Raw genomic sequence first — 23681 nt, forward strand, 5'->3', positions numbered from 1 at the left:
CGACCTCCTCATCCCGAGAAACGGAACCGTACCGGCTAGCCGAGCAGCGCGAGCACCTGCAGCTCACCCACGAGACCACCGATCACCGCGCCGACGGCGATCAGCTTCCACTCGTCCTGGCGGAACGCCGGCCGCAGCAGCTGCTCGAACTCCAGCGCGCTCAGCTTCCGCATCCGGTCGACGATCGTGTTCCGCACGTCGAGCGCGTTGATCGCGTAGTTCTCGGCGTACCGGATCGTCTCCGGGACGCGCTCCGCGGCCTTCGCCGCCGCCGTCTGCTTCAGCTCCTGGAACTTCTTCGTGCCGACGGCGATGGCGACGAACGGCTTGACCACGCTGGCCTGCGCGTCGATCGTCTTCTGCACCTCGCGGGTGATCATCGCGAACAGCTTGTCGGACTTCGGCCCGCGCAGCACCGCTTCCAGCAGGTGGGGAATGGTGATGATCTCGCGCGCGATCATGTCGCCGTAGTCGGCGGCGACCTGGTCGCGGCGCTTCTGGAAGACGCCCTGCCAGGTGTAGACGCCGAAGAACCGGCGCGGCTCGCGCGGCAGGAAGATCATCTTCAGCGCCAGCCAGTCGGTGAGCCAGCCGATGCCGAGGCCGAACAGCGGCAGCACGATCGGCGACTTCGTCAGCGCCCACACCACCAGCTGCACGCAGCCGAGACTGAACCCGAACCAGATGCCGGAGCGGGCGATGAACCGCATCTCGGGCCGGGAGATGTCGCGGATCAGCCGGTTGAGCAGTGCCTTGTCGCGGACCAGGTTCGTCACGACCATGTGCTGCAGGTCGAGGACGTCCTCGATGTTGTCGGCGATCTCCCGCATGATCTTGGTGATCGCCTTCGGCGCCTCGGCCTGGACGCGTTTGAGCAGCAGCTGCTGCGCGCTGTTCGGCAGCACCTCCCAGAGCCTGGGCTGGTAGGTCTCCATGACCTCGCGCGTGACGTCCTCGACGACCCGCAGCAGCGGCTGTTCGATCTCCTTCGCGACCTGCGCCGGGTCGAGCCGGGCGAAGATCTCCCGGGGGTCGACGAGGTTGGTCGTCAGCATCTCGGTGGCCGTCGCCGCCATCCGCTCGGCGTTCGCGGGCAGCACGCCCTGCCAGCCGAACGGTTTGACGCCGACGAACTCCAGGGGCCGGAACATCATCTCGATGGCGACGCGCTTGGTGACGTAGCCGATCAGCGCCGCGATGAACGGCATGGTGACGTACACCTGCCAGTGCGTGCCGAAGTCCACGCGCGCACGGTATCGGCCCGTGATCAGTGCAGCAGGAGCAGCACCTGCAGTTCACCCACCAGCCCGCCGATCACCGCGCCGACGGCGATGAGCTTCCATTCGTCCTGCTTGAAGGCCGGACGCAGGATGCCTTCGAACTCCAGCGGCGTCAGCTGCCGCATCTTGCCGACGATCGTGTTGCGGACGTCGAGCGCGCCGGTGGCGTAACTCTCGACGTGTTTCACCGTTTCGGGGAGGAACTCGATTGCTTTGGCGGCTGCCGCGCGTTTCATCTCCTGGTACTGCCGGCCGCCGATGGTCAGCGCGACGAGCGGCTTGGCGATGCTCGCCTGGGCGTCGATCGTGCGCTGCACCTCGCGGGTGACCATGGCGAACAGCTTGTCCGCGCGCGGCCCGGTGAGCACGGCCTCCATCACGTTCCGCACGGTGAGGACCTCGTCGGCGATCAGCGCGCCGTAGTCGGCGGCGACCTCCTGGCGGCGCTTTTGGAACATGCCCTGCCAGCGGAAGAAGCCGAACCCGCGCGGCTCGCGCGGGTAGAAGATCATCTTGAGCGCGAGCCAGTCCGTGACGAAGCCCGTGACGAAACCGAAGATCGGCATGATCAGCGGCTCCTTCGTCAGCGCCCACGCGACGAACTGGACGAGCCCGATCACGAACCCGAACCAGATGCCCGAGCGTGCGATGAACTTGAACTCGGGCGCGGCGACCTCGCGGATCAGCCGGCAGGTCAGCGACTTGTCGCGGACCATGGCGCCGATGAGCATGTCGTTGACGTCGAGGACGTCGTCGATGTTGGTCGAGACCTCTCGCAAAAGGCGTTTGACGACGACGGGCGCCTGCGCGCGGACCTGGTCGACGAGCAGCCGCTGCGCGCGGGTGGGCAGCAGTTCCCAGAGCCTGGGCTGGTAGGTCTCCATGACCTCCCGGGTGACCTCTTCGACGGCCTTGAGCAGGGGCGGTTCGAGCTCTTTGACCATTTCATCGGGGTCGAGCCGGGAGAACACCTCCCGCGGGTCGACGAGGTGGCGGGTCAGCAGGTCGACGGCGGTGGTGGCCATCCGCCGCGCGTTCGCCGGGATGACGCCCTGCCAGCCGAAGAACGGCTTGACGCCCGTGAACTCCAGGGGCCGGAACATCATCTCGATGGCGACGCGCTTGGTGAGGTAGCCGATCAGGGCGGCGATGAGCGGCATGGTGGCGTAGACGTGCCAGTGCGCGCCGATGTCGGCGAGTACGTCCACAATGGCCTCCTCGCTCGACCGCTGGTCGACACGGTCAGGATGCCATGCGTCACCGGGGGTTCCAATATCCGTGATGCATCCGTTTGGCGGTACGTGCGGACGGGCCCCGGCTCATTAAGGTGGCGCGATGGTCGCGCCTGAGAAGCCCCAGTCCGCCCCGAAGACCGCCCAGTTCGCCGTGGGTGTCCGCGGCTACAACCAGCGCCAGGTCGACGAACGCATCGCCGAGCTGAACAAGGACCTCCGCGAGACGTCCCGCAGCCGCGACGACGCCGTCGCGACGTCCGCGGACCTGACGAAGGCCCTCGCGTACGCGCAGAAGGAGCTGGCCGAGACGAAGGCCGCGCTGGCGCGGATGAGCTCGAGCCCGTCCGGTGCCGGCGCGATGGCCGAGCGCGTCCGGATGATGATGCAGCTCGCGGAGGAGGAGATCGCGGACCTGCGTTCCGCGGCGGAGGCGGACGCGGCGTCGACCCGCGAGCAGGCGGACAAGTACGGGCACGAGACTCGCCGCACAGCCGACAAGCTGGCGAAGGACGCGGAAGAGGAGCGCGCCCGCCTGCTGTCGGAGGCGAAGGGCGAGATCGAGAAGCTGAACGCGGCGGCGGGCGCGAAGCGGGTCGAGCTGGCGGCGGCGGCGGACCGCGCCCGCAAGGAAGCGGACGCGGCGGCGGAGGCTTCGGCGGCTGCCGCCCGCAAGGAAGCGGACCGGGTGGCTTCGGAGGAGCTGGCGTCGAAGAAGAAGGCCTTCGACGACGAGTACACGGGCAAGCGGAAGGCGTTCGACGAGGAGATCGCGCGGAAGAAGCAGGAGACCGAGGCTGCGCTGGCTTCGGCTCGGTCCCAGCAGTCCGACGCTGATCGGAACCGGAAGCTGGCGCTCGATCTGCGGTCGAAGGTGGCCGAGCGGATCGCTGCCACCGATGTGGCGGTGCAGGAGGCCATGCGGTTGCTGGCTCCGGAGCCGGCTGCGGCGGAGAACGGGGACCGGAAGCCGGCTCCTGCTCCCTCGCCCAAGGCTGCTCCGGCTCCGGCCGCTCCCGCGAAGGCCTGACCTTCCCCAAGACGCCGGCGCCCCTCGGATCCTCGAGGGGCGCCGGGCCAACTCCGGCGGACGTGGTTGCCCACCGGTCGCCAGTGGTCCACCGACTAGGACCGGACAGCGTCGGGGCGAGTGGGCTCCTGCCGAGCGAGGGCGCGCTCGCCGTCGAGGTCGAGTTCTGTGCGGCAGGTCTCGGCAAGCTCGTAGATCGAGTCTGTGATGCCGCGCGCCGCGGCTTCCGCGAGTTCGGTGCCTTCGGCTGTCCGGGACGGGTCCTCGAGTAGACCGTGAGCCTTACCTTCCCAGCTCAGGAGGGTTGCGATCATTTGGCGATGAGCTGGCCGCCCCAGCTACCTGCGAGAGCCCCGATGAATCCGAGTGCTGCTGCCCACCCGGTGTGCGCCAACCGGGTAAATCCCCCAGTCGGGGAGGTGGCCGAAGGTCCCGGGTGGCTGGCAGTCTGCATGGCAGCTGCTTGATCACCCACCAGAACGGGACCCGCCCATGATCCTCGAGACCGAGCGGGCTGCCGTCTGCGCCTACGCGCGGCGGATGGTCGGTGACGGCCTCGTCGTCGGCACCTCCGGGAACGTCTCCGTGCGGGCCGGCGATCTCGTCGCCGTCACCCCCACCGGGGTCGCCTACTCCAGCCTGAACCCCGCCGACGTCCCCGTCGTCGATCTCGGTGGGCAGGTCGTCGACGGCTCGCTCAAGCCGACCAGTGAGCTGCCGATGCACCTGTCCGTCTACTGGGACGTGCGCGATCCCGACCGCGAGCCGGTGACCGCCGTCGTGCACACGCACTCGCCGCACGCCACCGCCGTCTCCACGCTCGTGCGGGAGGTGCCGCCGATCCACTACATCCTCGCCACGATCGGCCCCTCGGTCCGCGTCGCGCGCTACGCGACCTATGGCACCCCCGAGCTCGCTTCGGCCGTCCTCGAGGCGCTCGAAGGGCGCCGTGGCTGTCTCATGGCCAACCACGGCACCCTCACCTACGGCGACGGCCTCGAAGCCGCCTACCACCGGGCGCAGCAGCTCGAGTGGGCCTGCCGCGTGTGGCTGCTCGCGCAGAGCGCCGGCCGGCCCGCCTTGCTGCCGCCGCCCGAGGTGGCCAACGTCGTCGACCGGCTGCGTGGCTACGGCCAGACCTAGTGCGGGACCACCTGGTTGGCGACCATGATCATCCCGGCCACCAGGGCGAGGAACGACACGACCGCGCCGATCACGGCCAGTGCCTTCCCGCTCCGCCGTCCGATGCAGCCGAGGACGCCGAGGACCAGCCCGGCCAGCCCGAACGGGAACGCCACGTACGCCCGGAACCCGGTCATGTCCACGGGCAGGAACGGCAGCACGAGCGCGAGCAGGCCGAGCACCAGCGCGGCCACGCCGAGGCCGGGCCCCTTCGCCGGCGGAACCGGGCCGCCGGGACCGCCCCACGGCTGCTGGGGGCCGTACTGCGGCGGGTAGCCGTAGGGCGGCTGGCCAGCCGCGCCCGGGTGCGGCGGGCTCGGCTCGGTTCCTGGGCCGTCGGTCATGCGGACTCCTCACTTCCGGAGCCGCCTGCTTACCAAAACCCGCCGCGCCGCCGCGGGGGAATTCACGAAAAATTGGCTACGACGCCAGCGCGTCGACCGCGTGCACCGCGTCCAGCAGCTCCACGACCGTCGGGTCGTCGACCGCCTCCTTGATGCACTGCCACAGCTGGAGGTTCGCCATCGCCCAGCGCGAGTACGTCGCCGCCGCCTCGGGGTTGTAGAAGTAGTACCCCTCGTCGTGGACGTCGCACTGCTCGCCGACGATCTTGTGCGCCAGCTCGCGCAGGCTCAGCCCGTTCTCGCGCAGGTACCGGTGCGCGAGCACCACCGGCGTCACCGGCAGCGCCTTGAACAGCGTGTCCGCGTCGCTCAGGGCCTGCGCCTCCAGCGAAATGTCGCGGCCGCGCGTGGCCATCTCGGCTTCGTCGACGATCTCGTCGATCCACCGCGCCACGTGCGGCGCCACCCCGCACTCCGCGAGGATGTCCAGCCGCAGGCTCCGGCCCGCCGCGGCGGGTGAGTTGCGGAGCACCAGGTAGTTGACGTCGTGCACCAGCGCGGCCACTTCCACGACGGTGCGGTCGGCGCCGTTGTGCTCGGCGAAGCCGGCTGCCTTCGTGCGGACGAAGTTCACGTGGTGCCAACCGTGGAACTGCAGCCGTTCCGCGTACTGGTGGCACAGCCGGTAAACCCGGTTCTCGACGGCGCCGACGGTCACGTGGTCGATCGTGCTTTCCTGCGTGCGCATACACCTCTCCCATCCCGGCCGTGGTGTTCAGACGGGTGGAGTAATGGTAAGCGCCGCTGACGCCGGTGTGTAGCTAGATGCGGTCGGCCAATTCCCCCAATCGGGCCTCTACCGGAACGTGACGATGGCCGATTCCCGTGGCGGGATCGAAAGAAAGGCTGAAGCTGCTCACCGGGCGTGATTTCACCAGGAAAGTCATCGTCCCGTTCGCCGCTTCGGGAATCCGGTGGAACTCGTCGGCGAGCATGGTGATGCAGGTCCCGGCGCCGCACACCGTGCTGCGCCGCCACCGCGCGGAGCTGATCAAGCCGGTTTCGGCGTCGATCGTCGTGCCGTACTTCTCGTGGCGGTAGTCACCACGGAGAATGGTGGTGCAGAAGTGGTACCTGTGGTTGTGCACGGAATCCGCGTAGCCCTCCCGCCAGTCCTCCTGCGCCTTGTATTCGTGCAGCCAGAAGGAAAACGGGTCGGCGGGCGAATCGAGCAGGCACCAGGCGAAGTGCGTCGTCGTTTCCCGGGACGAGCGCAGCACCTTCGTGGCTTCCGCGGTGGACAACGCGCGCAGCTGCGCGCGCAGCTCCTCCCGCAAGCCGGGCTGGGCGGCCCAGGGCCGGAACCAGTCGTCGACCGCGCGCCAGTCCGAAGACAGCGGGAATCGGGCCGCGCGCAGGCGCGCGGCGAGTTCGGACAGGGGGGACAGGCGGGTGAGCAAGGTCAGCTCCCTAGCTCGGCGACTTCGGAGAACTCCGTGCGGAAAGCGTGGAACTTGCCCTCCAGCTCGCGGAACTGCTCCTCGGACAACGGGGATCCGGTGATCTTTTCGAACAGCGCCAGGAAATCCGGCCGCGTCGTCGCGGACGTGATGCGGAAGTGGCGGCCGGTCCGGGACTGCGAGACGCGCAGGAACTCGGCGCGTTCCATGTTGTAGAGGAAGGAACCCTCCGAAAACCGCAGGGACCGCGGGTACAGCTTCGTGGCGCCGCGGACGTCGCTGTAGAGCGACAGCCACACGCTGTCGTCGAACAGCTCGAGCCGGTCGAGCGGCGGGTCGGCGATCACGGTGATGTCGACCTGCGCGCAGTGGCCGCGCGCCAGGAAGAGGCCGACGAGCCCGATCCGGATCTCTTCGTCGAGCCGGGTCTGGATCTGTTCGTAGTCGACGTCGCCCGCTTCGCGGCGCAGCAGGTAGCGGGCGCGCCCGCTGATCGAATTGGCGTCACGCGGGTCGGCGATGATCGCCCGCAGTTCCCGTTCGGTGCGGGAAAGCAGCAGGCGGGCGGCCGCGTGCCGACCGGAAAAGCCGCGGAAGAAGTACTGCCGGGTCGCGTTGAGGTCGGCCATCAGCCCGCGGTTGAACGCCGGGTCGGGATCGGTGGTCGCCTCGAACACGTCGGTGGGGAAGAACTCCTTGTTGAGCGCGCGGTATTCGGCGCTGAGGTCCTCCAGCGCGCGCCTGCTCTCTTCGATCACCGGGGTCACGAGCGCCCGTTGCGAGGCGCTCGCGGTGATCAGGGTGGTGCCGAACCCCACGATCGCGGAGATCAGGGTCCCGGTGCCCAGCGACGTCACCAGGTTCTTCCCGGTGCCGGGGTCCATCAGGCCGGCGAGCCACAGGCTGAGGCCGGCGACGACGACGAGCACCGTGAGGAGCAAGCTCGTCCTGGTCCAGAAGATCTCCTGCAGTGGGGTACGGCGGCGGGATCCGCCATCCGCGGCCACTTGCTTCACCTCCCTCGAACCACCCGAACGGACGAATGCGTAAAGTGTCTGTTCGAGCGCGGGGAGTCACTTTACGCGCCTGGACGGGCCCGCGAAATAAGAAGTTCGGGGGACAATGCTGACGGACAGAGGTCACTCTGGGCAATAATTAACCGGGTCGGCGGGTTTTCGGAAAACGGCGGAAAACCATGGTCAAAGTGTCTTCGGCAGGCCGGTTTCGTACCAGCCGGGGCCGGGCCGGCTGCTCATCAGGAAATCCACGACGGCGGGTGCGGGCGCCGGATGGATCTCCGGGAGGTCGCGTTCGCCGCGCGCGACGTCGACCGGCCAGGCCAGTTTCTCTTCGTCGAGCGAAAACTCCCCGCCGGCGCCCGTGCGGTTCCCGCGGGCGTCCAGGCGGGCCCAGTTGCCGTGCAGGTACACGGCATTCAGCCCGTGCAGCGCGGAGAGCTCCTGGTAGCAGAAGCCGGCCGGAATCCCTTGCGCCCGCAGCAAAGCCGCGAGCAGGTGCGCCTTGGCGTGGCAGATCCCGACGCGCTCGCGCAGGACGTCGGAAGCCCGCCAGGTGACCCGCGGATCGCCCGCGTCGATGACGTGTTCGACCTCGTCGCGCACGAAGAGGAACGCGGCTCTCGCGCGCTCCTCGGCGGTGCCGCGTCGAGCGTCGGTGTGCGCGCGGATCAAGGGGTGCTCGTGATCGACGACAGCGTCCGACGCGAGGTAGGCACTGAGCCGATCGGACGTCGGCGAGGGCACGGGACTCATCCGGCCATCCTGACAGGCTGGCCCATTCGGGCGAGAGCGCTTTTCGAGGGTGGCAACGCTCCGCGTTCGCCGGTTACGGAAGGTAAAACTCGGGCGGGAAGCCGGTCCAGCGCAGTTCCGCCGGCAGATGGCTGACGTCGTTGTAGGTCAGCAGGGCCGCGGGCCGCCCCGGCGAGTACTGGATGACGGTGAGGGCGGCGTTGGCTTGGTTGTAGGTCAGCCACCGCCACGGCGGGGCGTCCTGGGCGGCTCGCATCAGCCAGCCGACGAGGAAGTTGTGCGTGACGAGCACTTCGTACCGAGGCTCGGCGCCGGGCACGGGCCCGGTGAACCTGCGCTCGGCTTCGGCGGCTCGCTCTTCGTCTGCCGGTGGGAGCTGTCGGGCGAAGGCGTGGAGGAGGTCGCCGGAGGTCTCGGGCAGCTCCTCGCGCATGGGCGTGTAGGGGACGAAGTCGTCTGCCGCTTTGTCGACGTGGAGCGGGACGCCGGGGAGCTGGCCCGCGATGAGTTCGGCGGTTTGGGTCGCCCTGGGGAGTGGTCCGTGGTGGATCGCGGTGACCGGAATGTCGCGGAGGCGTCGGCCGAGGAGGAACGCTTGGTGGCGGCCGGCTTCGGTGAGGTGGCCGGTTGGTGCTGCTTCGCCGTGGCGGGTGAGGAAGAGGTAGCGGGTGGTCAGCACTTGTTCAGCCGACGGGGACGAGGGCGCCTTGGGGGCCTTGGCTCGGCACGAACTGGGCCATGAGCCGGATCGGCGCCGGGTGGGGCGGCAGGACCAGGGAAGCGAACGGGGTGATCGTGTGGTCCCGGCCGCTGTTCGTGTGGAGGTGGACGCTGATGTGCACGTTCCGGTCGGCGGGGATTTCGAACGAGAGCGAGCCCCAGGAGACCACGTACTGGCGGCCGTCGATGCTCGCTATCGGGGCGTAGTTGTGGACCGTGTAGCCGAGGTGGGGGATTTCCAGGGTGAGGAGGCGTCTTGGGCCGTTGTGGTGGTCCACGTAGGGGATCACGCCTGGGACCTTGGCGAGGTCCGTGGGGTCGGTCATGGTCTGGATCGTCTCCCCGGTCAGAACTGGTAGTACAGGAACGGGCTGAACGTTCCCGTCGCGATCAGGATCGCCGCGTACACCAGGCCCACCGTCATCACCCCGATGCGCAACGCCGTCGCCGGCTTGCTCCTCGACGACTCCAGCAGCGGGCCCGTCACCGGGTGGGCCGGCAGCAGGAACACCGCCAACGCCGCCAGCAGCAGCACCAGGCGCTGGTTCGTGAACGCCTGCTCGACCCCCACGCCCAGGCCCTCGAAGTCGGGGATCAGCATGTGGCCGATCATCGACAGCGCGTGGGGCAGGTCCGCCGACCTGAAGAACACCCAGCCGAACACCACCAGCAGCATCGTCAGCGCCCTGCGCAGGTAGCGCTTCCAGCGCACCGCCGGGTCCAGGTCCAGTGCGAACCTGCGCTCGATCACCAGCAGCGCTCCGTGGTAACAGCCCCACACCAGGAACGTCCACTGCGCGCCGTGCCAAAAGCCCGTCAGCACGAACACGATGCACAGGTTCCGGTAGGTGCGCGCCGCTCCGTGGCGGTTGCCGCCCAGGGGGATGTACACGTAGTCGCGGAACCAACGGGACAGCGACATGTGCCAGCGGCGCCAGAACTCCGTGATCGTCACCGATGAATACGGCCTCGCGAAGTTCTCCGGCAGCCGGAAGCCCAGCATGCGGCCCAGGCCGATCGCCATGTCCGAATAGCCCGAGAAGTCGAAGAACAGCTGGAGCGTGTAGCCGATCGCGCCCAGCCAGGCCGTCGCGAACGTCATCTGGTCCGGGGGGACCTTGAAACACGCCTCGACCAACGGGCTCAACGAGTCCGCGATGATCGTCTTCTTGCACAGGCCCAGTGCGAACCTCGGGAAGCCTGCCGCGAGGTCGTCGAGGCGGTGGGACCTGAGCTGCGGGAGCTGGTCCGCGATCTCCCGGTACCGCACGATCGGGCCCGCCACCAGCTGCGGGAACATCGCGATGTACGCCGCGAACGCCACCGGGTTCCGCAGCGCCTGGCGCTCGCCACGATAAATGTCCACCACGTACGAAATGTGGTGGAACGTGTAGAACGAGATGCCGATCGGGACCACCAGGCTCGCCACCGGCACGCTGCCGCCGAACCAGTGCGCCACCGCCGCGATCTGCTGCGTCGCGAACCCCGCGTACTTCCAGATCAGCAGCACCGCGACGTCGAGCGACACCACCGCGATGAGGATCTTGCGCCGCCGGGCGCCGCCACCGACGTCGAACGGGTTCGGGGCCAGCAGCTGGCCCGCCAGGAAGTTGACCACCATGCAGCCGAGCAGCAGGAACACGAACGGGCCGGCGCCGATCGTGTAGAACAGCAGGCTGCCGACCGCGACGATGCCGTTGCGCCACGTCCTGGGGCACACCAGCACGGCGACGAGCACCGCCGGCATGAAGTACCACAGGAACAGTGGCGAAACGAACGACATCGGGTCCCCTCGGTTTTATCCGACGGTGACCTTAACCCGAGTGGGTGGTGGTGTCAGACCCGACCGGCGACACGGCGGCGCCGCGCCACCTCCGCGAGCAGCACGCCCGCCGCCACCGACGCGTTCAGCGACTCGACGCCCGCCGCCATCGGGATCGACACCGTCGCGTCGCAGGTCTCGCGGACCAGGCGCGACAGGCCGCGGCCCTCCGAGCCCAGCACGATCACCAGCGGGTCGGCGGCGAGTTCCAGCGAGTCGATGTCGACCGAACCGTCGGCGTCCAGGCCGACCAGCATCAGGCCCTCGTTCGCCCACGACTTGAGCTGACGCGTGAGGTTGGTCGCCACCGCGATCGGCAGCTTCGCCGCCGTGCCCGCGCTCGTGCGCCACGCCACCGCCGTCATGCCCGCGCTGCGCCGCTCCGGCAGCAGCACGCCGTGGGCGCCGAACGCGGCCGCCGAGCGGATCACCGCGCCCAGGTTCCGCGGGTCGGTGACGCCGTCGAGCGCGACGAACAGGGGCACCTCGCCCGAGTTGCGCGCCGCCGCCATCAGGTCGTCCGGGTGGGCGTACTCGAACGGCGGGACCTGCAGGCCCAGGCCCTGGTGCACGGCCCGGTTGGTCTTGCGGTCCAGCTCCTCGCGCGGGATCTCCAGGATCGAGATGCCCTTGTCGCCGGCCAGCCGGACGGCGTCGTTCACGCGGTCGTCGATCTCGATGTTCAGCGCGACGTACAGCGCGGTCGCCGGGACGTCCGCGCGCAGCGCCTCGACCACCGGGTTGCGCCCGGCGATCAGCTCCGGCTTGTCGGCCTTCTTCTGGCGGGCCTGGTCGCGCTTGTTCTGCGCGTTCGCCTGGCGGTACGCCTTGTGCCCGGGCCGGTCCTCCGCCTTCGGGGTCGGTCCCTTGCCTTCGAGGGCCTTGCGGCGCTGCCCGCCCGAGCCGACGACGGCACCCTTCTTGGTGCCCGTCTTGCGGATCGCGCCCTGGCGTCGCGAGTTGCCTGCCATGGTGAAAGTTCCTTGCGTTGTAACGGGATCAGTCGGACTTGACTGTCCACTGAGGACCGTTGGGGGTGTCCTCCACCACGATGCCCGCCTGCGAGAGGCGGTCACGGGCGGCGTCCGCGCGGGCGAAGTCCTTCTCGGCCCGGGCCTGCTGGCGCTCGGCCAGCAGCCCTTCGACGATCCGGGACAAAGCTTCCTTGGTGGGCGTGTCGGAACCGCCCGCCTCGGACCAGCGCGCGGACAGCGGGTCGAGGCCGAGCACGTCGGTCATCGCGCGGACGGCCGCGGCGAATTCGAGTGCCTTGGAGGTGTCGCCCGCGTCGAAGGCGGCGTTACCGTCGCGGACCGTGTTGTGCACCACGGCGAACGCCTGCGGCGTGGCCAGGTCGTCGTCGAGCGCGGCGGCGAACTCGGCCGGGATCGTGCCCAGCGTCACTTCGCCCGACTGCGCGGCGCGACGCAGGAACGTCTCGATCCGCCGGTAGCCCTGCGCGGCCTCGGAGATCGCGCCTTCGGAGTACTCGATGTTCGACCGGTAGTGCGGCTGGGCCAGGTAGTAGCGCAGCTCCGCCGCGCGGTAGCGCTCCAGCATCGCCGGGATCGACACGGTGTTGCCGAGCGACTTCGACATCTTGTCGCCCGACATGGTCACCCAGGCGTTGTGCAGCCAGTAGCGGGCGAACGGGTCGCCGGCGGCGTTCGACTGGGCGCGTTCGTTCTCGTGGTGCGGGAAGGCCAGGTCCAGCCCGCCGCCGTGGATGTCGAACTCCGGGCCGAGGTACGCGGTCGCCATGGCCGAGCACTCGAGGTGCCAGCCCGGCCGGCCGGGGCCCCACGGCGTCGGCCACGACGGCTCGCCCGGCTTCGCGCTCTTCCACAGGGTGAAGTCGCGCGGGTCCTGCTTGCCGCGGGTCGGCGCTTCGCCCTGCTGGACGTCCTCGAGGACCTGGCCGGAGAGCTTGCCGTAGTCGTCGAACGACTTCACCGAGAAGTAGACGTCGCCCTCGGTCGCGTACGCGTGGCCCCCGTCGATCAGCCGCTGCATCAGCTCGACCATCTGGGTGATGTGCCCGGTCGCGCGCGGGTTGACCGACGGCGGCAGGCAGCCGAGCCGGTCGTACGCCTGCTCGAAGGCGCGCTCGTGCGTCGCCGCCCACTCCCACCAGGGCCGGCCGGCTTCGGCGGCCTTGGTGAGGATCTTGTCGTCGATGTCGGTGACGTTGCGGACCAGCAGCACGTCCAGTCCACTGTGGACGAGCCAGCGGCGCAGGACGTCGTAGTTCACGGCCCCGCGGACGTGCCCGATGTGCGGCACGCCCTGCACGGTGGCGCCACACACGTAGATCGACGCCGTTCCGCTACGGACGGGGTGGAACTCCCGCACGCTCCGGGTCGCTGTGTCGAAAAGGTGAAGGGCCACCCTGAAAGGGTACGGGGTCGGGCGTGAGGGATGTCTCGGACCCTCAGGCGACGCCGTGCGTGCGCAGGGCCGTGAGCAGGGCGTCCGGCCGGTCGGTGGTGGGCAGCGGGTCGACCAGCGCGAACTCGCAGCCGAGCGCGCGGGCGCCGCCGTCGGCCTCCTCGCTGTCGCCGACCATCAGCGTCTCGGTGGCCGGGACGCCGAGGGCCTGCACGGCCTTGCGGAAGATCTCCAGCTCCGGCTTGATGGCGCCGACCTCGAAGGACAGCACGAACTCGTCGACGAAGGCGTCCCACCCGCGGGCGGTGAAGGCCGGCCGGATGTCGAAGGCGATGTTGCTGAGCACGCCGACCTTCAGCCCCCGCTCGGACGCCGCCTTGAGCGCGGCTTCGGTGTCCGGGTACGGCGTCCACTGGCTGGGATCGATGAGCCGGTTGTAGAGCGCTTCGGCTTGCTCGGGCCGCGGCACGCCGGACTTCTTGAGCACCTCGAGGTAGACCTTCCGGTGCAGCACGGGGTCGCGGTCGCGCTCCCGCCAGGCGTGCACGTGCTCGGCGTCGAGCTCGACGACCTGCCCGACCGGGGCGGTCATCCGCCGCATCAGCTCGGCCTGCGCCTCGATGTCGAGGGGCGTGCCCTCGTGGTCGGTCAGCTCGGTGAGCCACGACTCGTCCTGCTCGAGCCGGAAGAGCGTGCCGGAGAAGTCGAACAACACCGCCCTGATCGTCATGGTTTCCAGCCTATCGGGACCCTCAGGCCGAATGCCCTGTGATGTGTTCGGGAACAAGGCGGACGAGCACGCGCACGACGTCGGCCGGCTCGGGCGGGAAGACGTCGCCGGTGTACTTGCGGGCGAGTTCGTCGTTCAGCTCGGGACCGCCCTCGGCGGTGACTTCGGCGCGGCCGCGGATCTCGACGTAGTTCTCGGGATCGGCCAGGTCGAAGACGGACAGCGAGACACGCGGGTCGCGCCGGATGTTGCGCTCCTTGCGCCGGCCCTGGACGGTCACGAAGACGACGGTGTCGCCATCGCGCTTGGCCCAGACGACGGAGCTCTGCGGCGAGCCGTCGGCGTTGGTGGTGGCGACGACGGGGTAGTTGCGGCCGTCGAGCAGGGCTTTGGTGGCTTCGTTGAACATGGTCCGGACCCTATTTCACGTTCCCGGCGACCTTCTCGACGTGCAGGCGGACGATGACGCGCTCGGTGTCTGCGCTCTCGGCCGGCGGGTCCTGCCGGAGGTACTTGTGGCTGAGGGTCTTCGGGAGCGTCTTGCCGGGGTCGGGGGTGATCGTCGCGGTGCCGCGCAGCTGCGTGTGGCGGTACGGGTTCGCGGCGTCGGTGATGGAGACGCTCAAGCGCGGGTCGCGGCGCAGGTTGCGGACCTTTCGGCGGTCTTCGGTCGCGCTGAAGACGAGGTCGCCGCCGTCGAGGCCGATCCAGATGACGGAGGTCTGCGGCGCGCCGTCGGGGTCGATGGTGGCGACGGTGGCGAAGTTGTTGCCGTCGATCAGCGCGCGGACGTCGTCCGAGAGGGTGAGGGCCATGTCACGCCGAACGGGCCCCGGCGTGGAGCTATTCCGCGGCCAGCAGCAGCGCCGTCGCGAAGGCCGCGATCCCCTCGCCTCGGCCCGTGAGACCCAAGCCGTCCGACGTCGTCCCGGACACGCTCACCGGGCCGCCCACCGCGTCCGAAAGCACCTTCTGCGCCTCTTCCCGCCGCTTCCCCACGCGAGGCGCGTTACCCACGATCTGCACCGACGCGTTCCCGACCCGCCACCCGGCCGCCGAGATCAACCCGCGGACCTCCACCAGCATGTCCGCCCCATGAGCGCCGTCCATCCGGGGATCGCCGGTGCCGAACACCGCGCCGAGGTCACCCAGCCCCGCCGCCGACAGCAGTGCGTCGCACAGGGCGTGGGCGGCCACGTCGCCATCCGAGTGACCCGCGCAGCCGTCTACGCCGGGCCACCGCAGGCCCGCCATCCAGCACTCGCGGCCCGGCTCGATCGGGTGGACGTCGACCCCGTTGCCGATCCTCACAGCGTCTCCTCGTTCTTCGGTGCCGCCGCGATCGCCTCGGCCAGGGACAGCTCGAAATCCGTTGTGACGCGCATCGCGTCCGGGTGGCCGGGCACCGTCGCCGCGCCGGTGACGTCCCAGGGGCGGAACGCCGAGAGCCGGTAGCCGATCGGTGTCTGGGCGGTGCGCAACCGGTTCCGGTCCTCCGTGCCGGTGATGAGCGATGCCGAAGTCAGCTTCACCGTGTCCGCCATCGGCAGCACCGGGACCACCACCGGGTGGTCACCGACCGCGGCAATCACGTCACGCACCGTCTGCGCAGGAATGAAGGCCCGCAGGGCGTCGTGGAGGAGTACAACTGAATCACGGGCCAGCTCGGACTCGATGGCCGCGAGAGCTTCCCGTGGTGAGCCGGGCACGACCCGGCACCCGAGGTGACCGACCGCCTCGGAAAACGACGACGCACACCGCTGGGGGGCCGCCACGAGCACCGTAGATATTTCCGGTACGTCCAGCAGCCCCCGCACGGTGTGCGTGAGTAGCGCTTCACCGTGGACCGGCGTGAGAGCGAGCTCTCCGTCGGTGGCACGGTGTACGACGGTCACGATCGCGACGACGTTCATCGGTTCGCGATCGTAGAGGCACCCACTCGCCCGTCGAGCGGGATGCCCTGGGCTCAGACCGTCGCGGTTTCCAGAACTTCGTCGAGGAGGACTTCCGCTTTGTCCTCGTCGGTGCCCTCCGCGAGCGCGAGCTCGCTGACCAGAATTTGCCGCGCCTTCGCCAGCATGCGCTTCTCGCCGGCTGAAAGTCCGCGGTCCTTCTCTCGCCGCCAGAGGTCGCGCACCACTTCGGCCACCTTGTTCACATCGCCGGAGGCGAGCTTCTCGAGGTTGGCCTTGTACCGACGAGACCAGTTGGTGGGCTCTTCGGTGTGCGGAGCACGCAGAACGTCGAAGACCTTGTCCAGTCCTTCTTGCCCGACGACATCGCGCACGCCTACGATCTCGGCGTTGTCTGCGGGCACGCGAACCGTGAGATCCCCTTGCGCGACCTTGAGGACGAGGTACTTCTTTTCCTCGCCCTTGATCACGCGGGTCTCGATGGCTTCGATGAGTGCGGCACCGTGGTGCGGGTAGACGACGGTCTCTCCGACCTTGAAAACCATGTGTCCTCTGCCCCTTTCGCTGACTCCATCCTATCACGGTCCGCCAGCGCCCACCTAGCGGGCCGGACTCGTCCTCGCAGGTCAGCGGCCTGAGCGGGGGTTGACAAACGTCCGACCCCCGTGCTCACGCAGGTGATGCGGGCGGGTTTCCCCAAGCGGTGGGAAATCCTTTGTGGACGGTTGATCTTGGGCGCAACGCGGACCGGTTCGGTGGGGGAGATCGCGCCCGGCTAGTCTTCGGGGCGACGAGGCCGTGAAAAGGGAAGGACTGCGACGTGAGGCTGCAGAATCGTCGCGTGCTCGGCGCGGGCGTGCTGGCGCTCGGTGCCGCGCTCGCGCTCGCCGGGTGCGGGGCCGGCCAGATCACCCAGACCGACACGCAGCAGCCCGCCGTCAACGGCACGTATGCCCAGGTCAAGACCATTGTCCTGCGTGACGCCGCGGTGCAGTACCCGACTTCCGGCCCGGGCTACGCCGCCGGCTCGACCCCGGCGCTGACGCTGGCGATCATCAACCAGGGCGCCCAGGACGACACGCTCGTCTCGGTGACGACCGAGGACGGCACCCAGGCCACCGTCGGCGGCTCGAAGGACATCGTCGCCGGCCACTCGCTGGTGATCGGCCCGGACGACGCCGTCGAGTCCACGAACCAGGAGCAGGCCACCACTTCGGGCGCGCCGACCTCGTCGTCCTCGGCCACCCCGTCGACGTCGACCGGCACCTCGTCTTCGTCCTCTTCCGCTGAGGCCCCGAGCAGCAGCGTGACGCCGACCGCGGCCCCCGCGACCGTCGGCAAGGGCACCGTGACGCTGGGCGCGCTGAAGCAGGCGCTGTGGCCGGGTCAGGTCATCAAGGTCACGTTCGTCTTCAAGAACGCCGGACCGGTCACCGTCGAGCTGCCGGTCGCGGCGCCGGCGCACGACAAGGGGTAGGTCCCCGGTTTTGTCGGTGGTCGCCGATAGCCTCGCGGGGTGAAGAAGGGGACCATCTACCGCTGCGGCAGCTGCGGGTACGAAGCGGCCAAGTGGCTGGGCCGGTGTCCGGAGTGCCAGGAATGGGGCTCGCTCGAGGAGCGCGGGGCGCCGGCCAAGCCGGCCATCCAGCGCGTCGCGGCCGGGGCGCCGAGCGCGCCGGCGCGGCCCATCGGCGAGGTCGATGTCGAAGCGGCGCGCGCCCGCCGCACCGGGGTCTCGGAGCTCGACCGGGTGCTGGGCGGCGGTCTGGTGCCGGGCGCGGTGGTGCTGCTCGCGGGTGAGCCGGGCGTCGGCAAGTCGACCCTGCTGCTCGAAGTCGCTTACCAATGGGCGAAAACGGTCGACCGGTCCCTGTACGTCACGGGCGAGGAGTCCGCGGGCCAGGTCCGGTTGCGCGCTGAGCGAACGGGCAACGTCCACGACCTCATGTACCTGGCCGCCGAGAGCGATCTCTCGGCCATCCTCGGGCACGTCGACGACGTCAAGCCGGGCATGCTGATCGTCGACTCGGTGCAGACGATGGCTTCTCCGCAGGTCGAGGGCTCGCCGGGTGGGGTCACGCAGGTCCGCGCGGTGACGTCCGGGCTGGTCGCGCTGGCCAAGGAGCGCGGGCTGCCGGTGGTGCTGGTGGGGCACGTCACCAAGGACGGCTCGGTGGCCGGCCCGCGGGTGCTGGAGCACCTGGTCGACGTCGTGCTGCAGTTCGAGGGCGACAAGCACTCGACGCTGCGGATGCTGCGCGGCATCAAGAACCGGTTCGGCGCGTCCGACGAGATCGGCTGCTTCGAGCTGCAGGAAGAAGGCATCGTCGGGGTGCCGGACCCGTCGGGGCTGTTCATCAGCCGCACCGAAGAGGCGGTGTCGGGCACGGCGATCACCGTGTCGCTGGAGGGCAAGCGGCCGCTGCTGGGCGAGGTCCAGGCGCTGGTGTCGTCGACGTCGGCGCCGCAGCCCCGGCGCGCGGTGAGCGGGCTGGATTCGGCGCGGGTGGCGATGGTACTGGCAGTGCTGGAGAAGCGCGGCGGCCTGAAGCTCGGCGACAAGGACGTGTACGCGGCCACGGTCGGCGGCATGAAGATCACCGAGCCGGGCATCGACCTGGCGCTGGTGCTGGCGTTGACGTCGTCGTTCGAAGACGTCGCGTTGTCGCCGAGGCTGGTGTCCGTCGGCGAGGTCGGCCTGGCCGGCGAGATCCGGCGGGTTCCGAGCGTCGGCCGCCGGCTGGCGGAGGCGGCGCGGCTGGGTTTCACCCATGCGCTGGTGCCGCCGGATTCGGGGAAGCCGCCGGCCGGGATCAGGGTGCTGGAGGTGGCGAACGTCGCGGACGCGCTGAACGCGGCCAGTCACGCCCGCTGATCACCCGTCGGTGCGGGTGATCGCGTAGGAGTAGACCGAGTCCGGCTCGTTCCAGCTCTGCGGGGTTGGCGGCGGGAACTGCGTGGACACCGGGCCTCCCGCGGCCGGGATCTCGGCGGTGCTCGGCGGCGCCTGGGACATGCTCACCGGGGCCTCGTGGCGGCTCGTGGTCACTTCGACAGCGCCGTTGGTCGCGGCCATCAGCTGTGCCGTCGACGGGTCGAAGTACAGGCGCTCACCCGTTTCCTTCGAAGCGACAACCGTCGCCGGGCGGCCGTCGGAGGTCTGCGACGCCATGGTGAAGGTCCCGGGCAACGCGCTGATCGTGTCGCGCAGCGCCAGCCGGACTTCCTTGCGGAGCAGGCCCAGCGCGAACACCGGACGAGCCATCCTGAGCGCCTCGGCGGGCACGCGGGCATCGCGCATCAGGTCCTTGGCCAGCTGCGCGCGGTCGGGGGTGAGCGACGCGACGAACGACGCGTCGGGGGCCAGCCAGTTCATGGGTGGCCGCTGGGGGAAGATGCCGGCCGGGCCGTACTCGTCGACGGGGTTCCGGTCGATCCGCAGCTTCGGCAGGGCGTTTTGGTCCACCCCGGTCACCCCGCCCGTCCAGCGGGTGCGGCGGTGCCAAACGCCGGCCGGATCGGCCGGGATCCACAGCTCGACAACCTGCTGGAGCCTGCCGGGGAACCCGAAGACCAGCTGGGGCACCCAGCTGGTCTGCTGCGCGTAGTGGAATTCGCCGGCGGCGAGCGGGCGGTCGATGTCCTGGAGCGTCGCCGCGGGCTGAGCCGGCTCCGGAGCGGGCGAGCGCAGCTGGGTCACCACCGCGAGCCCACCCACCAGAGTGACGACGGCCGCGGCCACCGCGATCCACCGCCAGCTCCCGCGGCGACGCTGCGGCGGCGCCTCGGGTTCGCCGGCCGCGGCCATCAGGGACGCGCGGGCGAAGGCGAGGTCGTCGCCGGGGTCGACGTCGTCGTGCAGGTCGGCCAGGGCCGCGTCGAGCTCGGCGTCGGACCAGATCTTCCGGACGTTGTCTTCACGCAAGGTCCTGCACCTCCTCCTGAGCCGGGGCGTTCGTCCTGAGCCAGCGTCTGATCCGGTGCAGCCGGGACCGGACGGTACCCGGCGGGATGCCGAGGGCTTCGGCGACCTCGGCCGGTTCGAGCCCGGCCCACGAGACGAGCAGCAGCGTGTCCCGGTCGGCCGGGTTGAGCTTCGCCAGCGCGCCGGCGAGCTGGGCCGCGCGGACCTGGGCGTCGACCTGTTCGGCGACGCGGCCGTCGTGGCCCGCGTGGCTGTGGTCGCCGGTGCGGGCGAGCCGCGCGGTGGCCTGCAGGCCGCGCAGCTCGGACCGCACGTGGTGGCGCAGCAGGTTGGTGGCGATGCCGTAGAGCCACGACCGGGCCGTGCCGAGCTCGGGCCGGTAGCTCTCGCGCCGCCGCAACGCGACGAGGAACGTCTCGGCGACGAGGTCGTTCGCGGGCTCGGGCCCGACGCGCCGGGCGAGGTACCGGCGCAGCGCGGCGGCATGGGTGTCGAAGAGCCGCCCGAACGCCGGGCCGGGCTCGGGTCCGCCCAGGTCCGGGCGGTCGTGCCCCCAGATCTCCGATCCCTCGTGGATCACCTGCATGCCCCCAGTTGCCCGCAGCGCGCGCGAGCGTTCACGATCAACATAGGGGGATTTCGATGATCGCGAAGTGCACCGCCGGATCCGGCGGTCAACGGGTGGCGCCCGCCTACAGCCTGACCTACCTCCGACCGCCGGAGTTCCACCTGACACCGGGGCGTGCGTACGAGGTCTACGGGTTCGCGTTGTTCCGGAACGGGCCGGCGTTCCTGGTCCGCAACGACGATCGTGCCCCCGAGTGGTACGCGACCAGCGTGTTCGAGGTCCTCGACAGCGCGGTCCCGGAAGACTGGCGCGCCGGGCGCGGCGAGGGGTACGAGTTCGTCCTCGGCTACCCCGAGCTGGCCGCTTCGGAGACCGTCATGGCCGACGTGGTCGCGACGCGGCAGGACGGGTGGCGGACCTTCGCCCGGCAGGCGCAGGCGAGGACCAGCGCGCTCCCGGTCGAGGCGACGCCTTCCTTCGCCGCGCTCGCCGACCTGGCCGGGCACTTCCACCAGGACTACGACTTGGTCGCCGACACGGTTTTCGGCGTCGTCGACGCCTACGTCGAAGGCCAGGACGACCGGCGAACGGCCGTCCTGGCCGAACTCGACGCGCTGTTCGCCGCCGGCCTGGACGACGTCGTCGCGCACCGGATCTGGGTCGTCGAGGGCTGGGCCATGTACGACCCCGCCGTCGACGGCCTGACCTGCCTCGACTGGCTCGGCCGGGTCCGGGACCGCCTTTCGGCGTGATCCATCCGGGTGGGGTGAGAGACACGGCGCGCCCCGCACCGCGATCATCCCGGTGAGGCGTTGACCGACTGACGCCGCAACTGGGGAAGGATCGTCATGCGTAGGTTCCGCCTGGGATTCGTCACGCTCATCGCCACCCTGGGGCTCGTCGGCCTGCCCGCCGTGGCCGAAGCCACCACCGAAGCCGTCCTGAACGTTCAGTACCAAGTCCAGGAAACCGGCTACTGGTGCGGTCCCGCCGCCACCCGGATCGCCATGTCCGCCCGCACCGGCAACCTGCCGAGCCAGGCGACGCTCGCTTCGCAGCTCGGGACCACCACCAACGGCACCGACTGGGTCGGGCAGGTCACCGGCGTCCTCAACGCCGACCTCGGCACCTCCTGGTACGAGACCAAGGAGATGCCGAACGACCCGCCCACCCAGGCCCAGCGCGACCTGCTCTGGCGCGACATCACCCTCGACATCGACAACGGCTACCCGATCGTCGCCAACATCGTCGCGCCCGCGAACAACCACCCGCCCGGCTACCCGAACTACACGATCTACCACTACTTCACGATCATCGGGTACGACAGCTCGGACCGGACCGTCAAGATCGCCGATCCGGCGAGCTTCGGCGGGAACCAGCTCTACTGGCTGACCTTCGACCAGCTCGCGACGCTGATCCCGCCGAAGGGCTACGCCGCCTAGATCCCCAGCAGGCCCCAATAAACCGCCCACGGGACGAACACCACGCCGCCGGCCAGCACGACGCCCAGCCGTGGGGTGCGAGTGCGCCACCACGCCACCGCCGTGCCGATCGCCGCCGCCACCGTGGCCAGTGACGGCAGCTGCAGCGCGAGCCACGGCAGCGGCCGGCCGAGGACCACCGGGCCCAGGCCCTTGCCCATGGTCGTCTGGATCAGCACGTCGACGACCAGGAAGCCGAGCACCGTCACCAGCCCGGTCACCGCCAGCCGGCGGCCCGGGCGGCGGAACAGGCCGAAGCCGAACGTCCCCAGCAGCACGACCAGCGCCGCGAGCTGCAGCCACGTCGACTCGTACCAGGAGAGCGGGGACACGGAACTGCTCGGGCGGTCCTGCGAAGGTGGCGCATCCGCCGAAGAGGCCGTGGGCAGGTCGTGCACCCACGTGCCCACCAGCTCCAGGTACCCCGGCGCGTAGCCGGGCAGCTTGTCGTAGCCGTCGGTCGTGCGGCGCAGCTGGTGCTGCGCGTCCGGGAAGACCCGCAGCGTGTGGTGCGCCACCGAGGCCTGGAAGATCCGGACGGCCTCGCCCGGCGGCGTCAGGACGTCCTTCGCGCCCCACAACCCGAGTACCGGCTGCCGCAGGCTCTTCAGCACCGGCACCGGGTCGTAGTACGCCTCCGGGAACACCCCGCTGCCGACCAGCTGGCGCATCATCGTCGACGACGCCATCCGCACCATCGAGCCGGTCATGCCGAGCTGCCGCAGCTGGTTCTCGATAGCCCACGCCTGCTGCCGCGACGGTTCGACGCCGTTCGCGCCCAGCGTGACCACGAAAGCGACGTCCGCGGACCGGGAAGCCGCCAGCGGCGCCACCCAGCCCCCTTCGCTCAACCCCCAGACGCCGACCCGGGCCGGATCGACCTCGGGCCGCTTCCGCAACGCCTCGACCGCCGCCAGCGCGTCGTCGGCGAGGGTCGAGTACGACCGCGAGAACTGTGAGTACCCCTCGGTCCGCTTGTCGTAGATGAGCGTTGCGATGCCTTGCCGCGCAAAGGCTTCCGCCTGGTCGCGGTAGTCCTCGCGGCTGTGTTCCCCCGAGCCGTGGACCATCACCAGGCCCGGCAGGTTCGACCCGCCGGGCGGCGCGACGACCGTGCCGTGCAACGTCACGCCGCCGTTCGTGAAGGTGACGTCCGAGCCGTCCGCGGCCGACGCCGGTGGTGCCGAAAGGGCCAGGATCACCCCGGCCAGTAGTAGCGCCCCAGTGCGCATGTGGATCCCCCTGTCATGGTCATTCCCCTGGTTCCGGGAACGCGAGCAGGCGCACGAGCACGCGCCGCGCCTCCGGTGACCGGTCGTCCTCGGCCCGCCAGTACCGGCGGAACAGCTCCATGTAGTCGTCCCAGAACTGCTTCAGCTCCTCGGCGGTGAGCCAGGTGCCGCCCCGCGCGTAGAGCAGCGCGTCCGGCCAGTCGCCGGGCAGCTCGTCGCGCTGTTCCGCGAACCGGTTGAGCTTTTCGAGGTCGTCCTCGAACCCCTGGCGGTGCATGTCGTCGAACAGCACCCGGGATTCGGCGCTCTGCGAGCTGCGCCGCGGCCAGCGGATGTCCCGCGGCCGCGTCCGCCACCACCGTTCCTTGCCCCGCGCGAGCTCCGGGACGTCTTCGACGAACCCGAACCGGGCCAGCTCCCGCAGGTGGTAGCTGGTCGCGCCGGTGTTCTCGCCCAGGGCCTGGGCGAGTTTCGTGGCCGTGGCCGGGCCCGCGGACAACACGCCGAGTATCCGGCGGCGCAACGGGTGCGTGACGGCCTTGAGGGCGTCCGGATCGAGCTCTTCCGGTGGTGGAGCGCTGGTCATGACGCCACTGTAGCTG

The 23681-nt window shown here is 69.9% G+C and carries 29 protein-coding genes; 6 read left to right on the plus strand and 23 right to left on the minus strand.

From position 1 onward, the window contains the following. Nucleotides 1–35: 35 nt before the first annotated feature. Together M8542_RS01595 and M8542_RS01600 are read right to left on the minus strand one after the other, a co-directional pair. Complete coding sequence (locus tag M8542_RS01595; RefSeq protein ID WP_257918559.1) at nt 36–1208, minus strand: DUF445 domain-containing protein; 1173 nt, start codon at nt 1206–1208, stop codon at nt 36–38. A 59-nt stretch (nt 1209–1267) separates the two neighbouring features. Beyond that, nucleotides 1268–2440, minus strand: coding sequence for a DUF445 family protein (locus tag M8542_RS01600; protein ID WP_257918560.1), 1173 nt, complete (start codon nt 2438–2440; stop codon nt 1268–1270). 175 nt (nt 2441–2615) lie between these two features. On the opposite strand from M8542_RS01600, the gene M8542_RS01605 reads away from it, so the two are divergent. Beyond that, entirely contained in the window at nt 2616–3542 is a 927-nt protein-coding gene (locus M8542_RS01605; RefSeq protein WP_257918143.1) for a coiled-coil domain-containing protein, read from the plus strand. A 95-nt stretch (nt 3543–3637) separates the two neighbouring features. On the opposite strand, the gene M8542_RS01610 is transcribed toward M8542_RS01605, so the two are convergent. Then, nucleotides 3638–3856: a hypothetical protein gene (locus M8542_RS01610; protein WP_257918144.1), complete on the minus strand. Its 219-nt coding sequence runs from the start codon at nt 3854–3856 to the stop codon at nt 3638–3640. A 178-nt stretch (nt 3857–4034) separates the two neighbouring features. Here M8542_RS01610 and M8542_RS01615 point away from each other — a divergent pair, with 178 nt between their 5' ends. Beyond that, on the plus strand, nt 4035–4685 hold the full coding sequence (locus M8542_RS01615) for a class II aldolase/adducin family protein (protein ID WP_257918145.1): 651 nt from the start codon (nt 4035–4037) through the stop codon (nt 4683–4685). Here M8542_RS01615 and M8542_RS01620 read toward each other — a convergent pair. The 16 genes from M8542_RS01620 to M8542_RS01695 form a co-directional block, all read right to left on the minus strand. After that, nucleotides 4682–5068 (minus strand): hypothetical protein, encoded by a 387-nt coding sequence (locus M8542_RS01620; RefSeq protein ID WP_257918146.1) that lies wholly within the window; start codon nt 5066–5068, stop codon nt 4682–4684. The two genes, M8542_RS01615 and M8542_RS01620, sit on opposite strands and share 4 nt — an antisense overlap. Nucleotides 5069–5144: 76 nt before the next feature. Next, complete coding sequence (locus M8542_RS01625) at nt 5145–5816, minus strand: HD domain-containing protein (RefSeq protein WP_257918147.1); 672 nt, start codon at nt 5814–5816, stop codon at nt 5145–5147. 73 nt (nt 5817–5889) lie between these two features. Beyond that, nucleotides 5890–6528: a hypothetical protein gene (locus tag M8542_RS01630; protein ID WP_257918148.1), complete on the minus strand. Its 639-nt coding sequence runs from the start codon at nt 6526–6528 to the stop codon at nt 5890–5892. 2 nt (nt 6529–6530) lie between these two features. Continuing rightward, nucleotides 6531–7544 (minus strand): hypothetical protein, encoded by a 1014-nt coding sequence (locus M8542_RS01635; RefSeq protein ID WP_257918149.1) that lies wholly within the window; start codon nt 7542–7544, stop codon nt 6531–6533. A gap of 183 nt (nt 7545–7727) precedes the next feature. Continuing rightward, nucleotides 7728–8300: a transglutaminase domain-containing protein gene (locus tag M8542_RS01640; RefSeq protein WP_257918150.1), complete on the minus strand. Its 573-nt coding sequence runs from the start codon at nt 8298–8300 to the stop codon at nt 7728–7730. Nucleotides 8301–8373: 73 nt separating this feature from the next. After that, on the minus strand, nt 8374–8979 hold the full coding sequence (locus M8542_RS01645) for a histidine phosphatase family protein (protein WP_257918151.1): 606 nt from the start codon (nt 8977–8979) through the stop codon (nt 8374–8376). 4 nt (nt 8980–8983) lie between these two features. After that, nucleotides 8984–9346, minus strand: a complete 363-nt coding sequence (locus tag M8542_RS01650; protein WP_257918152.1) for a hypothetical protein — start codon at nt 9344–9346, stop codon at nt 8984–8986. 20 nt (nt 9347–9366) lie between these two features. Then, on the minus strand, nt 9367–10803 hold the full coding sequence (locus M8542_RS01655) for an MBOAT family O-acyltransferase (RefSeq protein ID WP_257918153.1): 1437 nt from the start codon (nt 10801–10803) through the stop codon (nt 9367–9369). 53 nt (nt 10804–10856) lie between these two features. Next, nucleotides 10857–11813, minus strand: a complete 957-nt coding sequence (rlmB, locus tag M8542_RS01660) for a 23S rRNA (guanosine(2251)-2'-O)-methyltransferase RlmB (RefSeq protein WP_257918154.1) — start codon at nt 11811–11813, stop codon at nt 10857–10859. Between the two features lie 28 nt (nt 11814–11841). Next, entirely contained in the window at nt 11842–13230 is a 1389-nt protein-coding gene (cysS, locus tag M8542_RS01665) for a cysteine--tRNA ligase (protein ID WP_257918155.1), read from the minus strand. A 43-nt stretch (nt 13231–13273) separates the two neighbouring features. Further along, nucleotides 13274–13960 carry an HAD family hydrolase gene (locus M8542_RS01670; RefSeq protein ID WP_257918156.1) on the minus strand — a complete coding sequence of 229 codons (687 nt, stop codon included), beginning with the start codon at nt 13958–13960 and terminating at the stop codon, nt 13274–13276. A 22-nt stretch (nt 13961–13982) separates the two neighbouring features. Next, nucleotides 13983–14369, minus strand: coding sequence for a PPOX class F420-dependent oxidoreductase (locus M8542_RS01675; RefSeq protein WP_257918157.1), 387 nt, complete (start codon nt 14367–14369; stop codon nt 13983–13985). A gap of 10 nt (nt 14370–14379) precedes the next feature. Next, nucleotides 14380–14775 carry a PPOX class F420-dependent oxidoreductase gene (locus tag M8542_RS01680; RefSeq protein WP_257918158.1) on the minus strand — a complete coding sequence of 132 codons (396 nt, stop codon included), beginning with the start codon at nt 14773–14775 and terminating at the stop codon, nt 14380–14382. Nucleotides 14776–14803: 28 nt separating this feature from the next. Next, entirely contained in the window at nt 14804–15271 is a 468-nt protein-coding gene (gene ispF / locus M8542_RS01685) for a 2-C-methyl-D-erythritol 2,4-cyclodiphosphate synthase (protein ID WP_257918159.1), read from the minus strand. Next, nucleotides 15268–15873 (minus strand): IspD/TarI family cytidylyltransferase, encoded by a 606-nt coding sequence (locus M8542_RS01690; RefSeq protein ID WP_257918160.1) that lies wholly within the window; start codon nt 15871–15873, stop codon nt 15268–15270. The genes ispF and M8542_RS01690 overlap by 4 nt, the downstream gene beginning before the upstream one ends. Nucleotides 15874–15926: 53 nt before the next feature. Next, on the minus strand, nt 15927–16418 hold the full coding sequence (locus M8542_RS01695; protein ID WP_004559016.1) for a CarD family transcriptional regulator: 492 nt from the start codon (nt 16416–16418) through the stop codon (nt 15927–15929). A gap of 275 nt (nt 16419–16693) precedes the next feature. Here M8542_RS01695 and M8542_RS01700 point away from each other — a divergent pair, with 275 nt between their 5' ends. Next, the gene (locus tag M8542_RS01700; RefSeq protein WP_257918161.1) at nt 16694–17350 is read left to right on the plus strand and encodes a hypothetical protein; all 657 of its coding nucleotides are present in this window, start codon (nt 16694–16696) and stop codon (nt 17348–17350) included. Nucleotides 17351–17389: 39 nt separating this feature from the next. Beyond that, on the plus strand, nt 17390–18748 hold the full coding sequence (radA, locus tag M8542_RS01705; RefSeq protein ID WP_257918162.1) for a DNA repair protein RadA: 1359 nt from the start codon (nt 17390–17392) through the stop codon (nt 18746–18748). On the opposite strand, the gene M8542_RS01710 is transcribed toward radA, so the two are convergent. Both M8542_RS01710 and M8542_RS01715 read right to left on the minus strand, forming a co-directional pair. Next, entirely contained in the window at nt 18749–19798 is a 1050-nt protein-coding gene (locus tag M8542_RS01710; RefSeq protein WP_257918163.1) for a hypothetical protein, read from the minus strand. Beyond that, the gene (locus tag M8542_RS01715) at nt 19791–20384 is read right to left on the minus strand and encodes an RNA polymerase sigma factor (protein WP_257918164.1); all 594 of its coding nucleotides are present in this window, start codon (nt 20382–20384) and stop codon (nt 19791–19793) included. The genes M8542_RS01710 and M8542_RS01715 overlap by 8 nt, the downstream gene beginning before the upstream one ends. A gap of 56 nt (nt 20385–20440) precedes the next feature. Between M8542_RS01715 and M8542_RS01720 the strand changes: the two genes are divergently transcribed. After that, nucleotides 20441–21118 carry a contact-dependent growth inhibition system immunity protein gene (locus M8542_RS01720; RefSeq protein ID WP_257918165.1) on the plus strand — a complete coding sequence of 226 codons (678 nt, stop codon included), beginning with the start codon at nt 20441–20443 and terminating at the stop codon, nt 21116–21118. A 96-nt stretch (nt 21119–21214) separates the two neighbouring features. Next, the gene (locus M8542_RS01725; RefSeq protein WP_257918166.1) at nt 21215–21808 is read left to right on the plus strand and encodes a C39 family peptidase; all 594 of its coding nucleotides are present in this window, start codon (nt 21215–21217) and stop codon (nt 21806–21808) included. Here M8542_RS01725 and M8542_RS01730 read toward each other — a convergent pair. Both M8542_RS01730 and M8542_RS01735 read right to left on the minus strand, forming a co-directional pair. Continuing rightward, nucleotides 21805–23079: an alpha/beta hydrolase family protein gene (locus M8542_RS01730; protein ID WP_257918167.1), complete on the minus strand. Its 1275-nt coding sequence runs from the start codon at nt 23077–23079 to the stop codon at nt 21805–21807. The two genes, M8542_RS01725 and M8542_RS01730, sit on opposite strands and share 4 nt — an antisense overlap. A gap of 19 nt (nt 23080–23098) precedes the next feature. Next, entirely contained in the window at nt 23099–23665 is a 567-nt protein-coding gene (locus M8542_RS01735; protein WP_257918168.1) for an ArsR/SmtB family transcription factor, read from the minus strand. Nucleotides 23666–23681: the final 16 nt, after the last annotated feature.

Origin of the sequence: Amycolatopsis iheyensis (assembly GCF_024703995.1) — a bacterium.
Classification (GTDB): domain Bacteria; phylum Actinomycetota; class Actinomycetes; order Mycobacteriales; family Pseudonocardiaceae; genus Amycolatopsis; species Amycolatopsis iheyensis.